17 protein-coding genes are annotated in these 17,191 nt (G+C 73.7%); 12 read left to right on the top strand and 5 right to left on the bottom strand.

Going from position 1 to position 17,191, the window contains the following annotated elements; all coding sequences use genetic code 11:
- Window positions 1–7 precede the first annotated feature (7 nt).
- Window positions 8–766, top strand: a complete 759-nt coding sequence (locus tag ACFYNO_RS04840) for a hypothetical protein (RefSeq protein ID WP_388005259.1) — start codon at window positions 8–10, stop codon at window positions 764–766.
- Between the two features lie 207 nt (window positions 767–973).
- Complete coding sequence (locus ACFYNO_RS04835; protein ID WP_388005256.1) at window positions 974–2,749, top strand: acetyl/propionyl/methylcrotonyl-CoA carboxylase subunit alpha; 1,776 nt, start codon at window positions 974–976, stop codon at window positions 2,747–2,749.
- A 151-nt stretch (window positions 2,750–2,900) separates the two neighbouring features.
- On the opposite strand, the gene ACFYNO_RS04830 is transcribed toward ACFYNO_RS04835, so the two are convergent.
- Window positions 2,901–3,821 (bottom strand): DeoR/GlpR family DNA-binding transcription regulator, encoded by a 921-nt coding sequence (locus ACFYNO_RS04830; RefSeq protein WP_388005503.1) that lies wholly within the window; start codon window positions 3,819–3,821, stop codon window positions 2,901–2,903.
- Between the two features lie 197 nt (window positions 3,822–4,018).
- On the bottom strand, window positions 4,019–5,512 hold the full coding sequence (locus tag ACFYNO_RS04825; protein ID WP_388005253.1) for an NAD(P)H-quinone dehydrogenase: 1,494 nt from the start codon (window positions 5,510–5,512) through the stop codon (window positions 4,019–4,021).
- A gap of 146 nt (window positions 5,513–5,658) precedes the next feature.
- Between ACFYNO_RS04825 and ACFYNO_RS04820 the strand changes: the two genes are divergently transcribed.
- From ACFYNO_RS04820 to ACFYNO_RS04810, 3 genes are all read left to right on the top strand, one after another.
- A complete protein-coding gene (locus ACFYNO_RS04820) occupies window positions 5,659–6,096 on the top strand; it encodes a gamma-glutamylcyclotransferase (RefSeq protein ID WP_388005250.1) in 438 nt (145 codons plus the stop codon).
- A gap of 163 nt (window positions 6,097–6,259) precedes the next feature.
- On the top strand, window positions 6,260–7,081 hold the full coding sequence (locus ACFYNO_RS04815; RefSeq protein WP_388005247.1) for a purine-nucleoside phosphorylase: 822 nt from the start codon (window positions 6,260–6,262) through the stop codon (window positions 7,079–7,081).
- Between the two features lie 83 nt (window positions 7,082–7,164).
- Complete coding sequence (locus ACFYNO_RS04810; RefSeq protein WP_388005244.1) at window positions 7,165–8,835, top strand: phospho-sugar mutase; 1,671 nt, start codon at window positions 7,165–7,167, stop codon at window positions 8,833–8,835.
- 67 nt (window positions 8,836–8,902) lie between these two features.
- On the opposite strand, the gene ACFYNO_RS04805 is transcribed toward ACFYNO_RS04810, so the two are convergent.
- A complete protein-coding gene (locus tag ACFYNO_RS04805) occupies window positions 8,903–9,583 on the bottom strand; it encodes a PH domain-containing protein (RefSeq protein WP_388005242.1) in 681 nt (226 codons plus the stop codon).
- Between the two features lie 89 nt (window positions 9,584–9,672).
- Window positions 9,673–9,981 carry a hypothetical protein gene (locus ACFYNO_RS04800; protein WP_388005239.1) on the bottom strand — a complete coding sequence of 103 codons (309 nt, stop codon included), beginning with the start codon at window positions 9,979–9,981 and terminating at the stop codon, window positions 9,673–9,675.
- A 182-nt stretch (window positions 9,982–10,163) separates the two neighbouring features.
- Between ACFYNO_RS04800 and ACFYNO_RS04795 the strand changes: the two genes are divergently transcribed.
- Window positions 10,164–10,517 carry a hypothetical protein gene (locus tag ACFYNO_RS04795; RefSeq protein WP_388005236.1) on the top strand — a complete coding sequence of 118 codons (354 nt, stop codon included), beginning with the start codon at window positions 10,164–10,166 and terminating at the stop codon, window positions 10,515–10,517.
- A 47-nt stretch (window positions 10,518–10,564) separates the two neighbouring features.
- On the opposite strand, the gene ACFYNO_RS04790 is transcribed toward ACFYNO_RS04795, so the two are convergent.
- The gene (locus tag ACFYNO_RS04790; protein WP_388005233.1) at window positions 10,565–10,921 is read right to left on the bottom strand and encodes a beta/gamma crystallin domain-containing protein; all 357 of its coding nucleotides are present in this window, start codon (window positions 10,919–10,921) and stop codon (window positions 10,565–10,567) included.
- Window positions 10,922–11,164: 243 nt separating this feature from the next.
- Between ACFYNO_RS04790 and ACFYNO_RS04785 the strand changes: the two genes are divergently transcribed.
- The 6 genes from ACFYNO_RS04785 to ACFYNO_RS04760 all read left to right on the top strand — a co-directional run bounded on the left by ACFYNO_RS04785 (window position 11,165) and on the right by ACFYNO_RS04760 (window position 17,171).
- Entirely contained in the window at window positions 11,165–11,641 is a 477-nt protein-coding gene (locus ACFYNO_RS04785) for a hypothetical protein (protein WP_388005230.1), read from the top strand.
- Between the two features lie 337 nt (window positions 11,642–11,978).
- A complete protein-coding gene (locus ACFYNO_RS04780) occupies window positions 11,979–13,031 on the top strand; it encodes a 3-oxoacyl-ACP synthase III family protein (RefSeq protein ID WP_388005227.1) in 1,053 nt (350 codons plus the stop codon).
- On the top strand, window positions 13,021–14,940 hold the full coding sequence (locus ACFYNO_RS04775) for an HAD-IIIC family phosphatase (RefSeq protein WP_388005224.1): 1,920 nt from the start codon (window positions 13,021–13,023) through the stop codon (window positions 14,938–14,940). The genes ACFYNO_RS04780 and ACFYNO_RS04775 overlap by 11 nt, the downstream gene beginning before the upstream one ends.
- Window positions 14,930–15,169, top strand: coding sequence for an acyl carrier protein (locus ACFYNO_RS04770; protein ID WP_388005221.1), 240 nt, complete (start codon window positions 14,930–14,932; stop codon window positions 15,167–15,169). The genes ACFYNO_RS04775 and ACFYNO_RS04770 overlap by 11 nt, the downstream gene beginning before the upstream one ends.
- Window positions 15,166–15,924, top strand: coding sequence for a 2-oxo acid dehydrogenase subunit E2 (locus ACFYNO_RS04765; RefSeq protein WP_388005218.1), 759 nt, complete (start codon window positions 15,166–15,168; stop codon window positions 15,922–15,924). Before ACFYNO_RS04770 ends, ACFYNO_RS04765 begins: the two co-directional genes overlap by 4 nt.
- Window positions 15,921–17,171, top strand: coding sequence for an FAD-dependent monooxygenase (locus ACFYNO_RS04760; RefSeq protein WP_388005215.1), 1,251 nt, complete (start codon window positions 15,921–15,923; stop codon window positions 17,169–17,171). Before ACFYNO_RS04765 ends, ACFYNO_RS04760 begins: the two co-directional genes overlap by 4 nt.
- Window positions 17,172–17,191 lie beyond the last annotated feature (20 nt).

Here is a 17,191-nt window from a genome sequence, read left to right as displayed (position 1 = left end):
GGGCCTGATGGCGGACGTGCTGCTGAACATCTCGATCGGCCTGCTGACCAGCGCCATCGGCGCGGTGGCCGGCTGGCTGCTGCAGTCGCTGCGGCGGCGCCGGGCGGCCGCCCGCCGGCAGGCGTTCTTCGGGCTGCCCGGCGGCTCCCAGGGCCTGCTGGTGGTCAACCGGCACCCGGCCAGCCCGCACCACAAGAGCGTGCACCGCGGCGACGTCAGCGCGCTGATGGAGCTGGCCGTGCTGGTCAGCTCCTGCGCCGCCCGGCCGGAGATCGTCAACCACGACGAGGTCCGCCGCGGCCTCGGCCGGGAGGCGGAGTTCTGCCTGGGCGGGCCGGCCAGCAACGAGCGCACGGTGACCCACCTGGCCTGGCGGCTGCCGGCCGTCCGGTTCGGCTGCGAGGCCGACCGGCCGGACGCGCTGTCGATCTCCGTGGGCGACCGGGAGTTCCGCGAGGAGGCGGCCGGCCCGGCCACCCCCGGCTGCTGCTACGCCCTGCTGGCCCGGCTGGAGCCGGACGGCGGCGGCCGCCCGGTCTTCCTGATAGCCGGTCAGACCGCGGTGGCGAACCAGGCCGCGGTGCGGTACCTGACCGGGCATCAGCGGGAACTGGCCCGCCGGCACGGCACGCACGGTACCTTCGCGGTGGTGCTTCGGGTGATCGGTCCGGACCGGTACGGACCCGACGTGGTCGAGTTCGCGGCCGACCTGACCGCGGCCGCGACCGCACCCGCCGGTGCGGTCCCGCCGGCCCGCACGGGCTGATGTGGCGAATGCCACGACCGTGACCGCCCCGCCGGGAGTTGGCGGGTCGGCACGGGGCGTACGGTTGCCACCTGCGATGTTCCCGCTGGGTGCGCGGACGGTCACGATCCGCGTCACGCTCCGTGTGGGCAAGCTCACCACCAGGGTCTACTCGCCGGTACCACTCCGTCGTCCCTAAACTCATCGAGGTTCAAGAAGGGAGCCACAGTGCGCAAGGTGCTCATCGCCAACCGAGGCGAAATCGCCGTCCGCGTCGCCAGGGCCTGCTCGGACGCCGGTATCGCCAGTGTCGCGGTCTACGCCGAGCCGGACCGGGACGCGCTGCACGTCCGCGTGGCCGACGAGGCCTACGCCCTCGGCGGCGACACCCCGGCGACCAGCTACCTGGACATCGCCAAGGTCCTGAAGGCGGCCGCCGACTCCGGGGCGGACGCGGTCCACCCGGGCTACGGCTTCCTCTCCGAGAACGCCGAGTTCGCCCAGGCCGTGCTGGACGCCGGGCTGATCTGGATCGGCCCGCCGCCGCAGGCCATCCGCGACCTCGGTGACAAGGTCACCGCCCGGCACGTGGCCCAGCGGGCCGGCGCGCCGCTGGTGGCCGGCACCCCCGACCCGGTCTCCGGGCCGGACGAGGTGGTCGCGTTCGCCTCCGAGCACGGCCTGCCGGTGGCCATCAAGGCCGCCTTCGGCGGCGGCGGCCGCGGCCTCAAGGTCGCCCGCACGCTGGAGGAGATCCCGGAGCTGTTCGAGTCCGCGGTGCGCGAGGCGGTCGCCGCCTTCGGGCGCGGCGAGTGCTTCGTCGAGCGGTACCTGGACAACCCGCGGCACGTCGAGACCCAGTGCCTGGCCGACCAGCACGGCAACGTGGTGGTCGTCTCCACCCGCGACTGCTCGCTGCAGCGCCGGCACCAGAAGCTGGTCGAGGAGGCCCCCGCGCCGTTCCTGACCGAGGAGCAGAACGCCGAGCTGTACCGGGCGTCCAAGGCGATCCTGCGCGAGGCGGGCTACGTCGGCGCCGGCACCTGCGAGTTCCTGGTCGCGCTGGACGGCACCATCTCGTTCCTGGAGGTGAACACCCGTCTGCAGGTCGAGCACCCGGTCACCGAGGAGGTCACCGGCATCGACCTGGTCCGGGAGATGTTCCGGATCGCCGACGGCGAGGAGCTGGGCTACGACGACCCGAAGATCCGCGCGCACTCCTTCGAGTTCCGGATCAACGGCGAGGACCCGGGCCGCAACTTCCTGCCCGCCCCCGGCACCGTGACGCTCTTCGCCCCGCCGTCCGGCCCGGGCGTGCGGCTGGACTCCGGCGTGGAGACCGGCTCGGTGATCGGCCCGGCCTGGGACTCGCTGCTGGCCAAGCTGATCGTCACCGGCCGGGACCGCAAGCAGGCCCTGGAGCGGGCCAAGCGGGCGCTGGCCGAGTTCAAGGTGGAGGGCATGGCCACCGCCATCCCGTTCCACCAGGCCGTGGTGGCCGACCCGGCGTTCGCGCCGGAGACGCACGGCTCGGACGCCCCGTTCAGCATCTACACCCGCTGGATCGAGACCGAGTTCGTCAACACCATCCCGCCGTTCGCCGGCGGTGCGGTGGACGGCGAGGAGCCGGACGGCCGGGAGACCGTGGTGGTCGAGGTCGGCGGCAAGCGGATCGAGGTCTCGCTGCCCGCCTCGCTGGGCGTGCCCTCCGGCCCGGTCGCGGGCGCGCCGGCGGCGGGCAAGGCCAAGCGCCGGGTCGGCCCGAAGAAGGCCGGTTCGGCCGTCTCCGGCGACACCCTGGCCTCGCCGATGCAGGGCACCATCGTCAAGGTGGCCGTGGCCGAGGGCCAGACCGTCGCCGAGGGCGAGCTGATCGTGGTCCTGGAGGCCATGAAGATGGAGCAGCCGCTCAACGCCCACAAGGCCGGCACCGTCGTCGGTCTGAAGGCCGAGGTCGGCGCGAGCGTCAGCAGCGGCGCCGCCCTGTGCGAGATCAAGGACTGACGGTCCGTCCGTCGTAGTCCCGAGGGGTGTCCTCCGGGTCGCGCCGGACAGTGGGCGTCGTCGGGGTGCCTGCCCCGGCGGCGCCCGCCCGGCGCGATCCGGAAGACATCCCCCTGGTGGCCCGCTGGTTGCGACCGGCGGGCCACCGCTGTCAGCGGGCCCCGGCCAGCCTGGTCGGCAGGTGGCCGGGCGGCGGTCCGCCGTGGGTGCCGGGCCGGCGCTGCCCGGGCAGCGGGGCGCCGCCGGGGCCGCGCCGCAGGCCGGGCTGCTGGCCCTGCTGCGGCTGGCGGTCCAGGCCCGGGTGGCCCGGCGGCTCGGCGGCCAGGCCGAGCGGGGCCAGGGCGATCTGCACCCCGCAGTCGGCCAGCGCGTCCAGCTCCCGGGCGGTCGGGTCGTGCCCGGCCGCCTGCTCGTCGGTGACCAGCCGGGTCACCGCGTCGGTGGGCACCGTCTGGAACATGCTGTCCGTGCCGAGCTTGGTGTGGTCGGCGAGGACGATGACCTCGGCAGCCGACTGCACCAGTGCCCGGTCCACGCTCGCGGACAGCATGTTGGCGGTGGACAGGCCGCGCTCGGCGGTCAGGCCGCTGCCCGAGATGAAGGCCTTGGTGACCCGCAGCCCCTGCAGGGACTGCTCGGCCCCGCTGCCCACCAAGGCGTAGTTGGAGCCGCGCAGGGTACCGCCGGTCATCACCACCTCCACCCGGTTGGCGTGCGCGAGGGCCTGGGCGACCAGCAGGGAGTTGGTCACCACGGTCAGGCCCGGCACCCGGGCCAGTCTGCGGGCGAGCTCCTGGGTGGTGGTGCCGGCCCCGATCACCACCGCGTCGCCCTCCTCGACCAGGGTGGCCGCGAGGTCGGCGATGGCGCTCTTCTCGGCGGCGGCGAGGTGGGTCTTCTGTGGGTAGCCGGGCTCGCGACTGAAGCCTCCGGGGAGCACCGCGCCGCCGTGCCGGCGGTCGAGCAGCCCTTCGGCCTCCAGCGCCCGCACGTCCCGCCGGACGGTGACTTCGGAGGTCTGGACGACACGGGCCAGCTCACGGAGCGACACGGCTCCGTTGGCCCGCACCATTTCGAGGATCAACTGGCGACGTTCTGCAGCAAACACAGAACCGACGGTAACTCTCCTGACGGTCGGCTTTCAGGCGTTTGCCGCTAGTAACTGGAACTGCTCGCCCACACGCGGCGCACACCCGTACAATGCGCGCCGGCATGCTCCGGCGCACCCCCGCCGTCCGGGCGAACCACCCGTCCGGCGGGGTGAAACGATCAGGATTCGCTCTCGGCCCGCTTGCGAATGTGCAGCTGGCGAGCCGCTTCGGCGGTGGAACCGGACAGCGAGGGGTAGACCGTGAAGGCGCTCGCCACCTGCTCGACCGTCAAGCTGTTGTCGACCGCGAGCGAGATCGAGTGAATGAGTTCGCTCGCGCGCGGCGCGACCACCACGCCGCCGACCACGATGCCGGTGCCCGGGCGGCAGAAGAGCTTCACGAAGCCGTCCCGGATGCCCTGCATCTTGGCCCGCGGGTTGCCGCGCAGCGGGAGCTTGACCTCGACCGCGTCCATCTTTCCGCAGGAGACGTCGGCGGCGGTGTAGCCCACCGTGGCGATCTCCGGGTCGGTGAAGATGTTGGAGGCGATGGTCTTCAGGTTGAGCGGCTGCACCGCGTCGCCCAGCGCGTGGTACATCGCGATCCGGCCCTGCATGGCGGCGACCGAGGCGAGCATGAAGACGCCGGTGCAGTCGCCGGCCGCGTAGACGCCCGGGGCGGAGGTGCGGGAGACCCGGTCCACCTTGATCTGGCCCCAGTCGTTCAGCTTGACCCCGGCCTCCTCCAGGCCGAGCTCGGCCGTGTTGGGGATGGAGCCGATCGCGATCAGGCAGTGGGTGCCGCTGATCACCTCGCCGTTGGAGAGGGTCACCTCCACCCGGTCCCCGGCCCGTCCCTCCTTGCCCGCCTTCGGCGAGGAGGCTCCCTCCTCGGTCTTGGCGGAGACGACCTTCACCGACTCGGCGCGCAGCCGGCTCATCACGTTCATGCCGCGGCGGCGGAACACGTCCTCCAGCACGGCGGCCGCGTCCGGGTCCTCGCCCGGCAGCACCCGGTCGCGACTGGAGACCAGGGTCACCTTGGAGCCGAGCGCCTGGTAGGCGCCGGCGAACTCGGCGCCGGTGACGCCGGAGCCGACCACGATCAGCTCGGCCGGCAGCTCCTCCAGGTCGTAGACCTGGGTCCAGTTGAGGATCCGCTCGCCGTCCGGCCGGGCGTCCGGCGCCTCCCGCGGGTGCACGCCGGTGGCGACCAGCACCGCGTCGGCGCGCAGCGACTGGGTGGAGCCGTCGGCGGCGGTGACCACCACCTCGCGCGAGCCGTCCGCCGCCTGCCCGCCGCCGCCGAGCCGGCCGGTGCCGCGCAGCACCGTGACGCCCGCCCGGGTGACCGACTGGGTGATGTCGTGCGACTGGGCGATCGCCAGCCGCTTGACGCGCCGGTTGACCTTGCCGAGGTCGACGCTGATCGGACGGTCGCTCTCGCCGTCCAGGGTGATGCCGAGCTCCTGGTAGGAGGCGTCGAAACCGGTCATCACCTCGGCGGTGGCGATCAGTGTCTTGGACGGCACGCAGTCGGTCAGCACCGCCGCTCCGCCCAGGCCGTCGCGATCGACGACGGTCACCTCCGCGCCGAGCTGGGCGGCCACCAGGGCCGCCTCGTAGCCGCCGGGTCCGCCACCGATGATCACGATCCGAGTCACGAGCACCATTGTCCCGCACAGCGCGTCAGGCGCGAACAGCGGCCCTCGGGTTCGGCCGGTCGGCCGCGGGTGTGACGCGTCACACCACCGGCCGCCGACCTGGCGGCGCCCGGGCGGCGGCCGATCGCAGCGGCGGCTCCCGTAGGCTGGCGCCCATGTCGCTCTACGCCGCGTATGCCACCAACCTCGACGCCCGGCAGATGAGCCGGCGCGCCCCGCACTCCCCGCTGCGCGGCACCGGCTGGCTGGACGGCTGGCGGCTCACCTTCGGCGGCGAGCACCTGGGCTGGGAGGGCTCGCTGGCGACCGTGGTGGAGGACGAGAAGGAGCAGGTCTTCGTCTCGCTCTACGACGTGGCCCCGATGGACCAGGAGGGCCTGGACCGCTGGGAGGGCCTGCAGCTCGGGATCTACCGCAAGATCCGGCTGCGCGCGCACACCCTGGACGGCGAGGTGCCGGTCTGGACCTACGTGCTGAACGACTACGAGGGCGGCCTGCCCGCCGCCCGCTACCTCGGCCTGATCGCGGACGCCGCGGAGAGCGCCGGCGCCCCCGACGACTACGTGCTGGACCTGCGCCGACGCCCCTGCTGAGCCGGAATCCGGGAGGGCGTCCGCCGGACAACTGGAGTTTCCTCCAAGTCCACCCGTCGGACACCGGCCGAACCCGGTGTTTTCGGGTCAACCTGGTAACGATCCGGCGTGGTCCGGCAGGTTGTTCTACGCGCGTAGGGGTTTGCCGTCTATCCTTCGCCGTGTGAACGCTTCTCCTCTGACCGCCGTGTCCGCCGACCCTTATGCCGCCGCCCAGGCCGCCGCTGCCCGCCTGCGCGAGCTGACCGGTGCCGAGCGCCACGACGTCGCCCTGGTGATGGGCTCCGGCTGGGTGCCGGCCGCCGACGCGCTGGGCGAGACGGTGGCGGAAATCTCCGTCACCGACCTGCCGGGCTTCCCGGCCCCCGCCGTGGCCGGCCACGCGGGCAAGATCCGCTCGGTGGAGATCGGCGGCAAGCGCGCGCTGATCTTCCTCGGCCGCAACCACTACTACGAGGGCCACGGCGTGGCCACCGTGGTGCACGGCGTGCGCACCGCCGCCGCGGCCGGCTGCGGGACCATCGTGCTCACCAACGGCTGCGGCGGCCTGCGCGAGGGCTGGGTGCCCGGTCAGCCGGTGCTGATCAGCGACCACATCAACCTGACCGCGGACTCCCCGATCGTCGGCGCCAACTTCGTCGACCTGACCGACCTCTACTCGCAGCGGCTGCGCGACCTCTGCCGCGAGGTGGACTCCACCCTGGACGAGGCCGTCTACGTGCAGTTCCGCGGCCCGCACTACGAGACCCCGGCCGAGGTGCGGATGGCCCGGGCGATCGGCGGCGAGCTGGTCGGCATGTCCACCACCCTGGAGGCGATCGCCGCCCGCGAGGCCGGCGCCGAGGTGCTGGGCATCTCGCTGGTCACCAACCTCGCCGCCGGCATCACCGGCGAGCCGCTGAACCACGCCGAGGTGCTGGAGGCCGGCAAGGCATCCGCCGAGCGGATGGGCGCGCTGCTGGCGAAGGTGCTGGAGCGGATCTGATCCCCCGTCGGCCCGGGCACCCCGCGGTCGGGGTGCCCGGGCCGTTCCCTGCCCCCGAACGACCCCTAGAAGCGGAGTGAGCGATGGCCGACCCCACCACCCTCAGGCCCCGCGTCCAGCAGTGGCTGGCCGAGGACCCCGACCCCCGCACCCGCGCCGAGCTGGCCGAGCTGCTGGCCGCCGCCGAGGCGGACGGCGACTGGACGGCGCTCGCCGAGCGGTTCGCCGACCGCCTGCAGTTCGGCACCGCCGGGCTGCGCGGCGAGCTGGGCGCCGGGCCGATGCGGATGAACCGGGCCGTGGTGATCCGGGCCGCCGCCGGCCTGGCCGCCCACCTGCGGGCCGAGGGCGCGGGCGACCTGGTGGTGGTCGGCTACGACGCCCGCCACATGTCCGCCGAGTTCGCCCGGGACACCGCCGCCGTGATGGTCGGCGCCGGCCTGCGCGCCGCGCTGCTGCCGCGCCCGCTGCCCACCCCGGTGCTCGCCTTCGCGATCCGCCACCTGGGTGCGGCGGCCGGCGTGATGGTGACCGCCAGCCACAACCCGCCGCAGGACAACGGCTACAAGGTCTACCTGGGCGACGGCTCGCAGATCGTGCCGCCGGCCGACGGCCTGATCGCCGCCGAGATCGACGCCATCGCCTCGCTGGCGCAGGTGCCGCTGGCCGCGGACGGCTGGCAGCTGCTCGGCGAGGAGGTGCTGGAGGCCTACCTGGCCCGCGCCGCCACGGTGCTGGACCCGGCCGGGCCGCGCGACCTGGAGGTCGTCTACACCCCGCTGCACGGCGTCGGGCGGGACACCCTGCTGGCCGCCTGGAAGCAGGCCGGCTTCCCGGCCCCGACCGTGGTCCCGGCGCAGGCCGAGCCGGACCCGGAGTTCCCGACCGTGGCCTTCCCCAACCCGGAGGAGCCGGGGGCGATGGACCTGTCCTTCGCCGCCGCCCGGCAGGCCGCCCCCGACCTGGTGATCGCCAACGACCCGGACGCCGACCGCTGCGCGGTGGCCGTGCCGGACCCGGCCGCGCCGGGCGGCTGGCGGATGCTGCGCGGTGACGAGGTGGGCGCGCTGCTCGGTGCCGCGCTGGCCGCCAAGGGCGTGGCCGGCACCTTCGCCACCACCATCGTCTCGGGCTCGCTGCTCGGCCGGATCGCGGCGGCGGCGGGGCTGGACTACGCCGAGACGCTGACCGGCTTCAAGTGGATCTCCCGCGCCGAGGGCCTGCGCTACGGCTACGAGGAGGCGCTGGGCTACTGCGTGGACCCGGCGGGCGTGCGCGACAAGGACGGCATCACCGCCGCCCTGGTGGTCGCCGAGCTGGCCGCGGGGCTCAAGCGGGACGGGCGCACCCTGACCGGCCTGCTGGACGAGCTGGCGGTGGCGCACGGCCTGCACGCCACCGACCAGCTCTCGGTCCGGGTCGAGGACCTGTCGCTGATCGGCGCCGCGATGCGCCGGCTGCGCGAGCGGCCGCCGACCGGGCTGGCCGGGCTGGCGGTCACCCGGGCCGACGACCTGGCCGCCGGTTCGGCGGAGCTGCCGCCGACCGACGGGCTGCGCTACCACCTGGCGGGCGACGCGGTGCGCGGGGCGCGGATCGTGGTCCGGCCGTCCGGCACCGAGCCCAAGCTGAAGTGCTACCTGGAGGTGGTGCTGCCGGTCGGCTCGGCGGCGGAGCTGGCCGGGGCGCGTGAGCGGGCGGCGGAGCTGCTGGCGGGGCTGAAGCGCGACCTGGCGGTGGCGGCGGGCATCTGAGCCGCCGCCCCGCGGACACGAGGAGGGCCCGCACGGTGCACCGTGCGGGCCCTCCTCGTGTCCGCGGTCAGACGGCGATCAGGGTGATCAGGGCGGCCAGCCCGGCCAGGGTCGGCAGGATGATCCACCAGCACCAGCTCGCCGTGACCTCGCCCTTGGCGGTCGGGCGGATGCTGTTGCGCTCGGCCTGCTCGCGGATGATGTCGACCACCTGGTCGGACCAGGCGCGGTTCGGGTCCGGCGCGCCGGGCACTGCGCCGCGGCGGCCCTTGCCGGCCTGGGAGATCCGGCCCAGCCGCGGGTCGCCGGCCGCGGTCTCCATCATGGCCCGGCGGCTGGCCTTCTTGCGCTGGCGCAGCGAGACCGGCACCGCCCACATCTGGTAGGTGCGGCCGGCGGCCACCACCTCCGCCGAGTACCCGGCGCGCAGCGCCTCCACCTGGGCCCACGGGATGGTGACGGTCCGCAGCGGGTTGCGCACCAGCAGCCGGTCCACGCCGACCGAGACGGCCGGGCGCAGCGTGTAGGCGATCACCGGGAGTGCGAACACCGGGGCGGCGGCCAGCGCGACCCACGGGGTCTTGCCGGTGCTGGACGCGATGGCGTCCACGATCAGCCAGCCGGCCACGACCAGCAGCAGGACGCCGGAGATCATGCCGGGCGTCGAGCGGAACACCTGGTCGGGATAGTTCGGCTCGGCGTTGGGGGCGGCTCTGCCGGGGTCGGGCGCGCCGTCGGAATCGGTCATGCTGACGATTCTGCCGCATCGCCCCTGGTGGCCCCGGAGACGGCGGCATCACTTTTCGGACCCGATCGGTCCCGCTCCCGCCGGTCCGGTCAGCCGCGCAGCCGCCGGACCAGCACGATCCCGCCGTAGAGCAGCAGCCCGAGCACCCCGGCCAGCGCCACCCGGGCCAGCCCGCCGGCGACGGCCTGCACCGCGCTGTCGGCGCGCAGGATCCGCGGCCCCTCGTCGGCCACCGCGATCAGGCCGGCCAGCCCCGGCAGCCACTCCAGGTGGCTGGGCCGCTGCCCGACGCCCAGCCGGCGGTGCCGGTGCGACCGCACCGTCACCGACAGCCGCACGCTCACGGCGATCAGCAGGAACCCGGCCCACACCAAGGGCCACTGTGTCGACTCCGGCACGGTGCAACCTCCCCCAGCCGCTCTCTCCCCTTGACGGGGACGGTACCCGCGGGAGGCCGACCCGTACCTGCCAGAAGGCGGATCTGTGCGGGATTTGAGCTTTCGCCGAGCGAAACGGTGACAGCCCTGCCCGGCTCTGGCATATTCGCCGGGACTGCGGGGGCCGGGGGAAGGCAGCGAGCATGAAGTGGCAGGACGGACAGGGCGTCAAGTGGCGGCTGAAGAAGCGCCGGCTGGCCTGGTTCCGCCGGGTCGACCCGGGCATCGCCCTGGACCTCTTCCCGAGCGGGCTGGGGGACGACCCGATCTCCTTCCTGATCGCCCTGCCCGGCCTGGTCGTGATCACCGTGCTGAGCGCCGCCTGGACCGTCGAGTTCGTGCTGCGGCTGCTGCTCGCCCCGTTCGCCGCGGTGCTGCGGCTGGTCGGCGTGCTGCCCTACCGGATCGAACTCTGGCGCAGGGGCGAGGTGGTGGCCGTGCACTACCCCCACGGCCTGGCCGAGCGCCGCAGGGTGATCACCGATCTGCGCCGCTGAGGCTCCTCCGCCGTGCGGCGGAGGAGCGCTTGCTGACGCCGGGTCGGTCAGAGGATCTGGATCGAGGCGACCTTCGGCGGGCGGTTCGGGAAGGTGATGTCGTGCCAGCGGTCGATCCGCACCGAATCGCCGTTGGCGTCGTTGTAGATGAGATCGTTGTTGCCGGTGGAGATCCGGTCCACCCACCAGCCGCCGAAGTCGGTCCGGCCGGCGTTGGCGTAGCAGTCGACGCTGTCGGTGCCGTTGAGGTGCGACCAGATCTTCAGGTAGTCGTCCCGGCCGCCGACGCACGGGATGTGGTCGATGGCGTAGGCGGCGGTGCTGGGCACGCTGACGGTGAGCGTGGCGGCCGCGGCCAGTGCCACGATCGCCGAGCCGAAGGCCCTCTTGGTCTGCGAGATCACGGGTTCTCCTCGTGGAGGTGCGCGGGGGCAGCACGCGGCACCGGGGCTGCAGACACCCGGTCACGTGCTGGAATGACCCCCAACGTAGCGACCGGGGTCGCCTGTTCGGCCGCAACACTCCGGATGCGAACCGTGACGCGTGATCATCACCCGTTCGTGTCGGGCCCGGGGTGGAACCGCTCCGTCCGACGGTGCGTCATGTGGCAGGGACGGGCCTTGATCGGGAAGTCGGGGGGACGTCGGATGCGCGCTGCCGGAGCCGGGATGCTGCTGCTGGTCGCCCTGGCCGCGACGGCCTGCACAGCCGGCGGCGCTGCGCGGGACCGGGCCTCGGCCCCACCCTCGGCCCCGGTGCTCAGGACCGACGCGGCCGCGCTGGCCACCTGCGTGGCGCTGCCGGCCAAGGCGCAGAAGGTCAGCTGGACCTCCCACCCGCTCGGCGCGACCGGCTCCCGGGAAGTCGGCCCCACCGACTTCCGGTTGGAGGGCATCGCCTGGCTGGCCGACGGCGAGGCCGCCCGGCTGCACGGCAGCGGCACCTGGCACGCCCCCGTGGTCCAGGTGCCCGCGCAGCTCTCCGCCCTGCTCGGCCAGGACGACGGCGGCTGGGTGCAGCAGGACGCCCCGCCGGGCTCCGGCCCCTCGGCGCCGGACTACCTGCTGGACCCCGGGACCGGCGTCCTCTACTTCTGGGCGGAGAACCCGCACTGCGCGTCCTGACGGCGCGGGGCACGGGGTGCGGGCGACCGCACTCCGCGCCCCGCGCCGCGGCTTTTCCGCACCGCCCTTCAGGCCCCCCGGCCGTGCGCCTTTAGCCCCCCCAAAGGTCGCGCTCCTAGCGTCGCTGCCGGTGGAGCGGTTGTCATCGGTGCCCCGGTACCTGCCGAACCACCGCGGCCGGCGGTGTGCGGGCGGCACCGTGCACCGCCGGGCGCGGAAACGTTTCGCCATGCGGGCTCCCGGCGCTCCCTCGCCCCGGCGGACCGTCAACGTCGCGCGCCCGCCATGGAGTTCACCCCCCTCCACGCCCCGGACTCGAAGACAAGGACCCGAACCCTTGAGAATCATCGGCCTCAGCGAGGTGCTGCCGGGCGAGCCCGTCACCAATCGGGACATGGCGGAGCGCTTCGGTCTGCACGAGAAGTGGCTCGAGCGGATGACCGGCAACCGCAGCCGGTACTTCTGCGAGCCGGACGGTGCCGGGGACGCCCCGAAGAACACCGGGGACCTGGCCACCGCCGCCGGCGAGCGGGCGCTCGCGGCCGCCGGGGCGGACCCGGCGTCGATCGACTTCCTGATCCTGACCACCGGCTCGCCCGACCACCTGATGCCCTCCACGGCGAACCTGGTCGCGGACCGGCTCGGCATGAACGACCTGCCGACCTTCCAGCTCACCTCCGGCTGCGCGGGCGCCCTGCAGGGCCTCTTCACCGCCCGGGCGATGCTGCTCAGCGGCCTGCGCCGGGGCCTGGTGATCGGCGCGGACAGCGTGGTCAAGCTCTGGCCCGCCGACCGCGACATCCAGAAGATCAGCTCCGCCGAGCTGGCGAACTTCGCGCTCTTCGGCGACGGTGCCGGCGCGGCCGTGGTCGAGGCCGGCGAGGAGGGCCCCGGCCTGCTGGTCGAGCACCTGTTCCTGCGCACCGTCGGCAAGGGCCGCAAGCCCGCCCAGGTGGTCCGCTGGTACGGCGCCGACGGCGCACCGATGATCACCACGGCCGGCGGCAAGGAGATCCGCGAGCCGATGGGCGAGGAGGACTACAAGGCGATCGCCGAGCACGTGCCGGGCCTGGCCGCCACCGTGCTGGACGAGCTGGTCGCCGCCACCGGCTGGCCGCTGGCCGAGGTGGAGCACGTGCTCACCCCGCAGCTCAACGGCTCGATGTCGGAGCAGATCCGGCAGTCCCTCGGGGTCTCCGAGGAGCAGAACGTCTCGGTGGTCGCCGAGACCGGCAACAACGGCAACGCCCTGCCGTTCATCCAGCTCTTCCGCGCCCAGCAGCGGATCACCGGCGCCGACGACCGGGTCTTCGTCGCCACCATCGAGTCCTCCAAGTGGGTCATCTCCGGCCTGGCGCTGCGCAACTCGGCGGTGTCCGATGTCCGTTGAGCCCACCGCCAAGCGCCGCAGCCCGCTGGGCGAGCTCCGGGCGCTCAAGCGCGCCGGCCTGACCGGCTCCCGCGACCGGGTGCACGAGCTGCTGGCCGAACTCGACCGGGACGGCGACGCGCTGGACCTGGAGGCGGCCGGCGCGCTGCTGCTCGGCACCGAGCAGCGGGCCCAGCTGGCGGCCGCCGGCGGCTACCGCCCGCAGCGCCTGGCCCTGCTGGGCAGCTCCACCCTGGACTCGCTGCCGGCCCTGCTCACCGCCGAGCTGGTGCGCGGCGGCATCCTGCCGGAGATCCGCTGCGCGGGCTTCAACCAGTGGCGGTTCGAGATCCTGGCCGGCGGCCCTGAGCTGAAGGACCACCAGCCCGACCTGACCGGCCTGCTGCTGGACGACGCCGCGGTCTTCGAGGGCGTCGCCGACCCGCTGGACCTGGCCGAGGTCGAGGCCCGCTGCGCCGCCTTCCCGCAGGAGCTGGCCGGCTGGACCGACGCCTGCCGGGAGGCGCTGGGCGGCACCGTGGTGCTCTGCACCGTGCCGCTGACCCCGCTGCGCCGCGACCGGATCATCGACTACCGCGGCAAGGCCCGCCTCGACGCCGCCTGGCACCGGATGAACGCGGAGATCCTGGAGCTGGCCGCCTCCCGCCAGGCCACCGTGGTGCTCTCCGCCGACGGCGTGGCCGCCCACGCGGGCACCGTCTTCGCCGCCCACCGGATGCGCCACGCCGCCGGGCACCTTTTCGCGGCCGAGTATCTACGCGCATACGCGGCCGAGTTGACCCGGGTGGTGCGGGCCCAGGCGGGCCGGGCCGCCAAGGCCCTGGTGCTCGACCTGGACAACACCCTGTGGGGCGGCGTGGTCGGCGACGACGGCATCGCCGGCCTCAGGCTCGGCAACAGCTACCCCGGCTCCGCGCACCGCGAACTCCAGTCGCTGGCAAAGGACCTGATGACCCAGGGGGTGCTGCTGACGGTCTGTTCGAAGAACGACGAGGAGCTGGCCCGCGAGGCCATCGCCACCCACCCCGAGATGGTGCTCGGCCCGGACTCCTTCGTCGCCGTCAGCGCCGGCTGGAACCCCAAGCCGGAGGCCGTCCAGGCGCAGGCGCAGGCGCTGAACATCGGCGTGGACGCCATGGTCTTCGTCGACGACAACCCGGTGGAGCGCGGCCTGATGCGGGAGCTGCTGCCGCAGGTGGCCACCGTGGAGCTGCCCGCCGACCCGGCGGGGTACGCGGCCCTGCTGGCCGCCCGCGGCGACTTCAACCTGCTCGGCCTGACCGCCGAGGACCGCGGCCGCACCGCGCTCTACCGGGCCCAGGTGCAGCGCGCCGACCTGGAGCGCAGCGCGGGAAGCCTGGAGGACTACCTGCTCGGCCTGGAGTCGGAGCTGGTGGTGGAGCCGCTGGGCCCGCTCAACTCCGCCCGGATCGTCCAGCTCTTCGGCAAGACCAACCAGTTCAACCTGACCGGCCTGCGGTACACCGAGGCCGAGGTGGCCGACCGCACGGCCGGCGGCGCACTGGCCCTGTTCGGTGCCCGGTTGGCCGACCGCTTCGGCGACAACGGGCTGATCTGCGCGGTCTCGATCGGCCGGGAGGCGGACGGCGCCTGGCGGATCGAGAACATGGTGCTCAGCTGCCGGGTCTTCTCCCGCAACGTAGAGGACGCCGTGGTCGGCCTGGTGCTGCGCGCCGCCCGCGCCGCCGGGGCGCCGGCCGTCCGGGCCCGCTTCACCGAGACCCCCAGGAACGGCAAGTTCGCCGGCTTCTTCCCCGCGCTCGGCTTCACCGAGCAGGCCGGCGCGCCCGCCGGCTCCGCCGACTACCACCACGACCTGGAGGGCCCGGCCGAGCTGCCGCGCTGGATCCGGGTCACCGAGGACGAGGAGACCTTCCGTGCTTTCTGAACAGGCCGTCAAGGACGTGGTCGCCCAGCTGCTCGACCTGGACGAGGAGACCCTGGACGCCGCCCGGCCACTGGCCGAGCTGGAGGGCTGGGACTCGGTGAACGCGCTGCGGGTGCTGGTCTTCCTGGAGCGCGAGCTGGGCACCTCGATCGACTACGAGCGGTTCATGGCCGCCGAGTCGCTGGCCGACCTGGCCGCGCTGGCCGGCGAGCCGGAGGCGGCCCCGTGAGCCCCGCCGTCCACCCGCTGCCGACCGCGCGCAAGGGCACCTACACCTTCCTGCGGGACGCCCGGAACACCTGCCACGTCTTCCTGATGGCCGATGTGGACGCCACCGCGCTGAAGGCCGCCCGGGCCGCCACCGACGGCAAGGCCAGCTACATCAGCTTCGTGGTCAAGGCCGCCGCCGAGGTGGTCGCCCAGGTCCCGGCCGCCCGCTCCGTCCTCACCGACGGCCTGCGGCCGAGGATCGCGGTGCTGGACGAGATCCACGCCAAGGTGCTCTTCGACAAGACCGCGGACGGCACCCGCTGCGTGGTCTCCGGCACCGTGGAGTCGGTCCAGGACCGCTCGGTGCTCGAGGTGCAGGACGCCATCGACACCTATAAGAACGCCTCGCTGGACGACCCCGAGGGCCCGTTCGCCCAGCTGCGCCGGATGCAGAGGCTGCCGCTGCCGGTGGCCGGGCTGGTCTACCGGCTGGCGATGCGCAACCCGCTGCGGCGGGCCGCGCTGCAGGGCGTCTTCTCGGTCACCTCGGTCGGTCAGGAGCCGGTCCGGGCGATCTTCCCGATGATCTCCGGCACCCTCGGCTTCGGCGTCGGCCGGATCGCCGACGCCGCCGTGGTGGTGGACGGCGAGATCCGCGTCGCCCCCGTCTTCACCCTGTCCCTGGCCTTCGACCACCGGGTGCTGGACGGCGCCCTGGCCTCGGAGGTCCTCGCCCGTACCAAGCAGTTGCTCGAGAACTGGGAGATGTCATGACCGTCCCGGTCACCACGGACGTCCTGATCGTCGGCGGCGGTCCCGCCGGCGCGCTGCTCGGCTGCCTGCTGGCCCGGCGCGGCATCGAGGTGCTGGTCGTCGAGAAGCAGCAGGGCCTGGAGCGCGACTTCCGCGGCGAGACCCTGGCCGCGCCCTCGGCGGTGACGCTGCGCCGGCTCGGCTTCGGCCCGGCGCTGACCGAGCACGGCTACCTGGAGACCACCAGCGTCACCATGCGGATGGAGGGCCGCCAGGTCCTGCGGGTCGACTACGACAAGTTCCCGGTCGGCGTGCTGCCGATCGACATCCCGCAGCCCGCGCTGATCGGCATCTTCAACGACGCCGCCGCCGAACTGCCCGGCTACACCTACCTGTCCGGCACCGCCTTCAACTCGCTGATCGAGGAGGGCGGCCAGGTGCGCGGCGCGGTGCTGAAGCTGGCCGACGGCTCGCGCGCCGAGGTGCGCTGCCGGCTGCTGGTCGGCGCGGACGGCCGGTTCTCCAAGGTCCGCAAGTCGGCCGGGATCTCGGCCGACGTGCAGCCGATGCAGCGCGACTTCCTCTCCTTCAAGCTGCCCCGCCCGGCGGACTGGGGCAACGGCGCCGAGCTGGTGGTCTCCCGGGACAAGCACCTGGTGGTGCTGCCGACCTTCCCCGACTTCCTGCGGGTGGGCACCAACCTGCCCAAGCGCGGCCTCGGCGACCTGCGCAAGGAGGGCTTCGGCGCGTTCCGCGACAGCCTCGCCGCGATCGACCCGCGGCTCGCCCCGCTGCTGAAGGAGCACCTGCTCTCCTGGGACGACACCAGCTTCCTGGAGATCTTCACCGCCGAGGTGGCGCAGTGGTCGCGGGACGGCCTGGTGCTGATCGGCGACGCCTCGCACACCTGCACCCCGATCCTCGGACAGGGCGTCAACCTGGCCATCCAGGACGCGGTCTGCCTGGTGCCGGTGATCGCCGCCGCACTGGCCGCGCCCGGGCAGGACGGCGTGGTCCCGGCCGCCGCCTTCGCGGAGTTCACCGCGAGCCGGCGCAAGCACAAGGCCTTCGTCACCCGCTTCCAGCGGCTGCAGGAGTCCGCGCTGGCCCAGCGCACCCCGCTGCGCACCGCGCTGCGCCGGCTGCGCTACCGGACCCTGAACAGCCTGCCGGCCAAGTACCGGATCTTCGACAAGGTGATCAACGCCCCGCACCCGATCGACCCGGTGGACCTGCGGGCGGCCGAGCCCGCTCCCGCCTCCGCCTGACGGCCCGACACCGCGAACCC

It is taken from the genome of Kitasatospora sp. NPDC006697 (assembly GCF_042869935.1).
Classification (GTDB): domain Bacteria; phylum Actinomycetota; class Actinomycetes; order Streptomycetales; family Streptomycetaceae; genus Kitasatospora.
The sequence above is the reverse complement of the archived record's forward strand: the minus strand, read 5'-3'. Positions and strand labels throughout refer to the sequence as shown.

Bases quoted from the DNA above. Each gene is read 5' to 3' on its own strand.
- ACFYNO_RS04840 (WP_388005259.1), top strand. From the start codon at position 8: ATGGCGGACGTGCTGCTGAACATCTCGATCGGCCTGCTGACCAGCGCC.
- ACFYNO_RS04830 (WP_388005503.1), bottom strand. From the start codon at position 3,821: ATGGTGCGGGCCAACGGAGCCGTGTCGCTCCGTGAGCTGGCCCGTGTC.
- ACFYNO_RS04825 (WP_388005253.1), bottom strand. From the start codon at position 5,512: ATGGTGCTCGTGACTCGGATCGTGATCATCGGTGGCGGACCCGGCGGC.
- ACFYNO_RS04820 (WP_388005250.1), top strand. From the start codon at position 5,659: ATGTCGCTCTACGCCGCGTATGCCACCAACCTCGACGCCCGGCAGATG.
- ACFYNO_RS04810 (WP_388005244.1), top strand. From the start codon at position 7,165: ATGGCCGACCCCACCACCCTCAGGCCCCGCGTCCAGCAGTGGCTGGCC.
- ACFYNO_RS04805 (WP_388005242.1), bottom strand. From the start codon at position 9,583: ATGACCGATTCCGACGGCGCGCCCGACCCCGGCAGAGCCGCCCCCAAC.
- ACFYNO_RS04795 (WP_388005236.1), top strand. From the start codon at position 10,164: ATGAAGTGGCAGGACGGACAGGGCGTCAAGTGGCGGCTGAAGAAGCGC.
- ACFYNO_RS04785 (WP_388005230.1), top strand. From the start codon at position 11,165: ATGCGCGCTGCCGGAGCCGGGATGCTGCTGCTGGTCGCCCTGGCCGCG.
- ACFYNO_RS04775 (WP_388005224.1), top strand. From the start codon at position 13,021: ATGTCCGTTGAGCCCACCGCCAAGCGCCGCAGCCCGCTGGGCGAGCTC.
- ACFYNO_RS04760 (WP_388005215.1), top strand. From the start codon at position 15,921: ATGACCGTCCCGGTCACCACGGACGTCCTGATCGTCGGCGGCGGTCCC.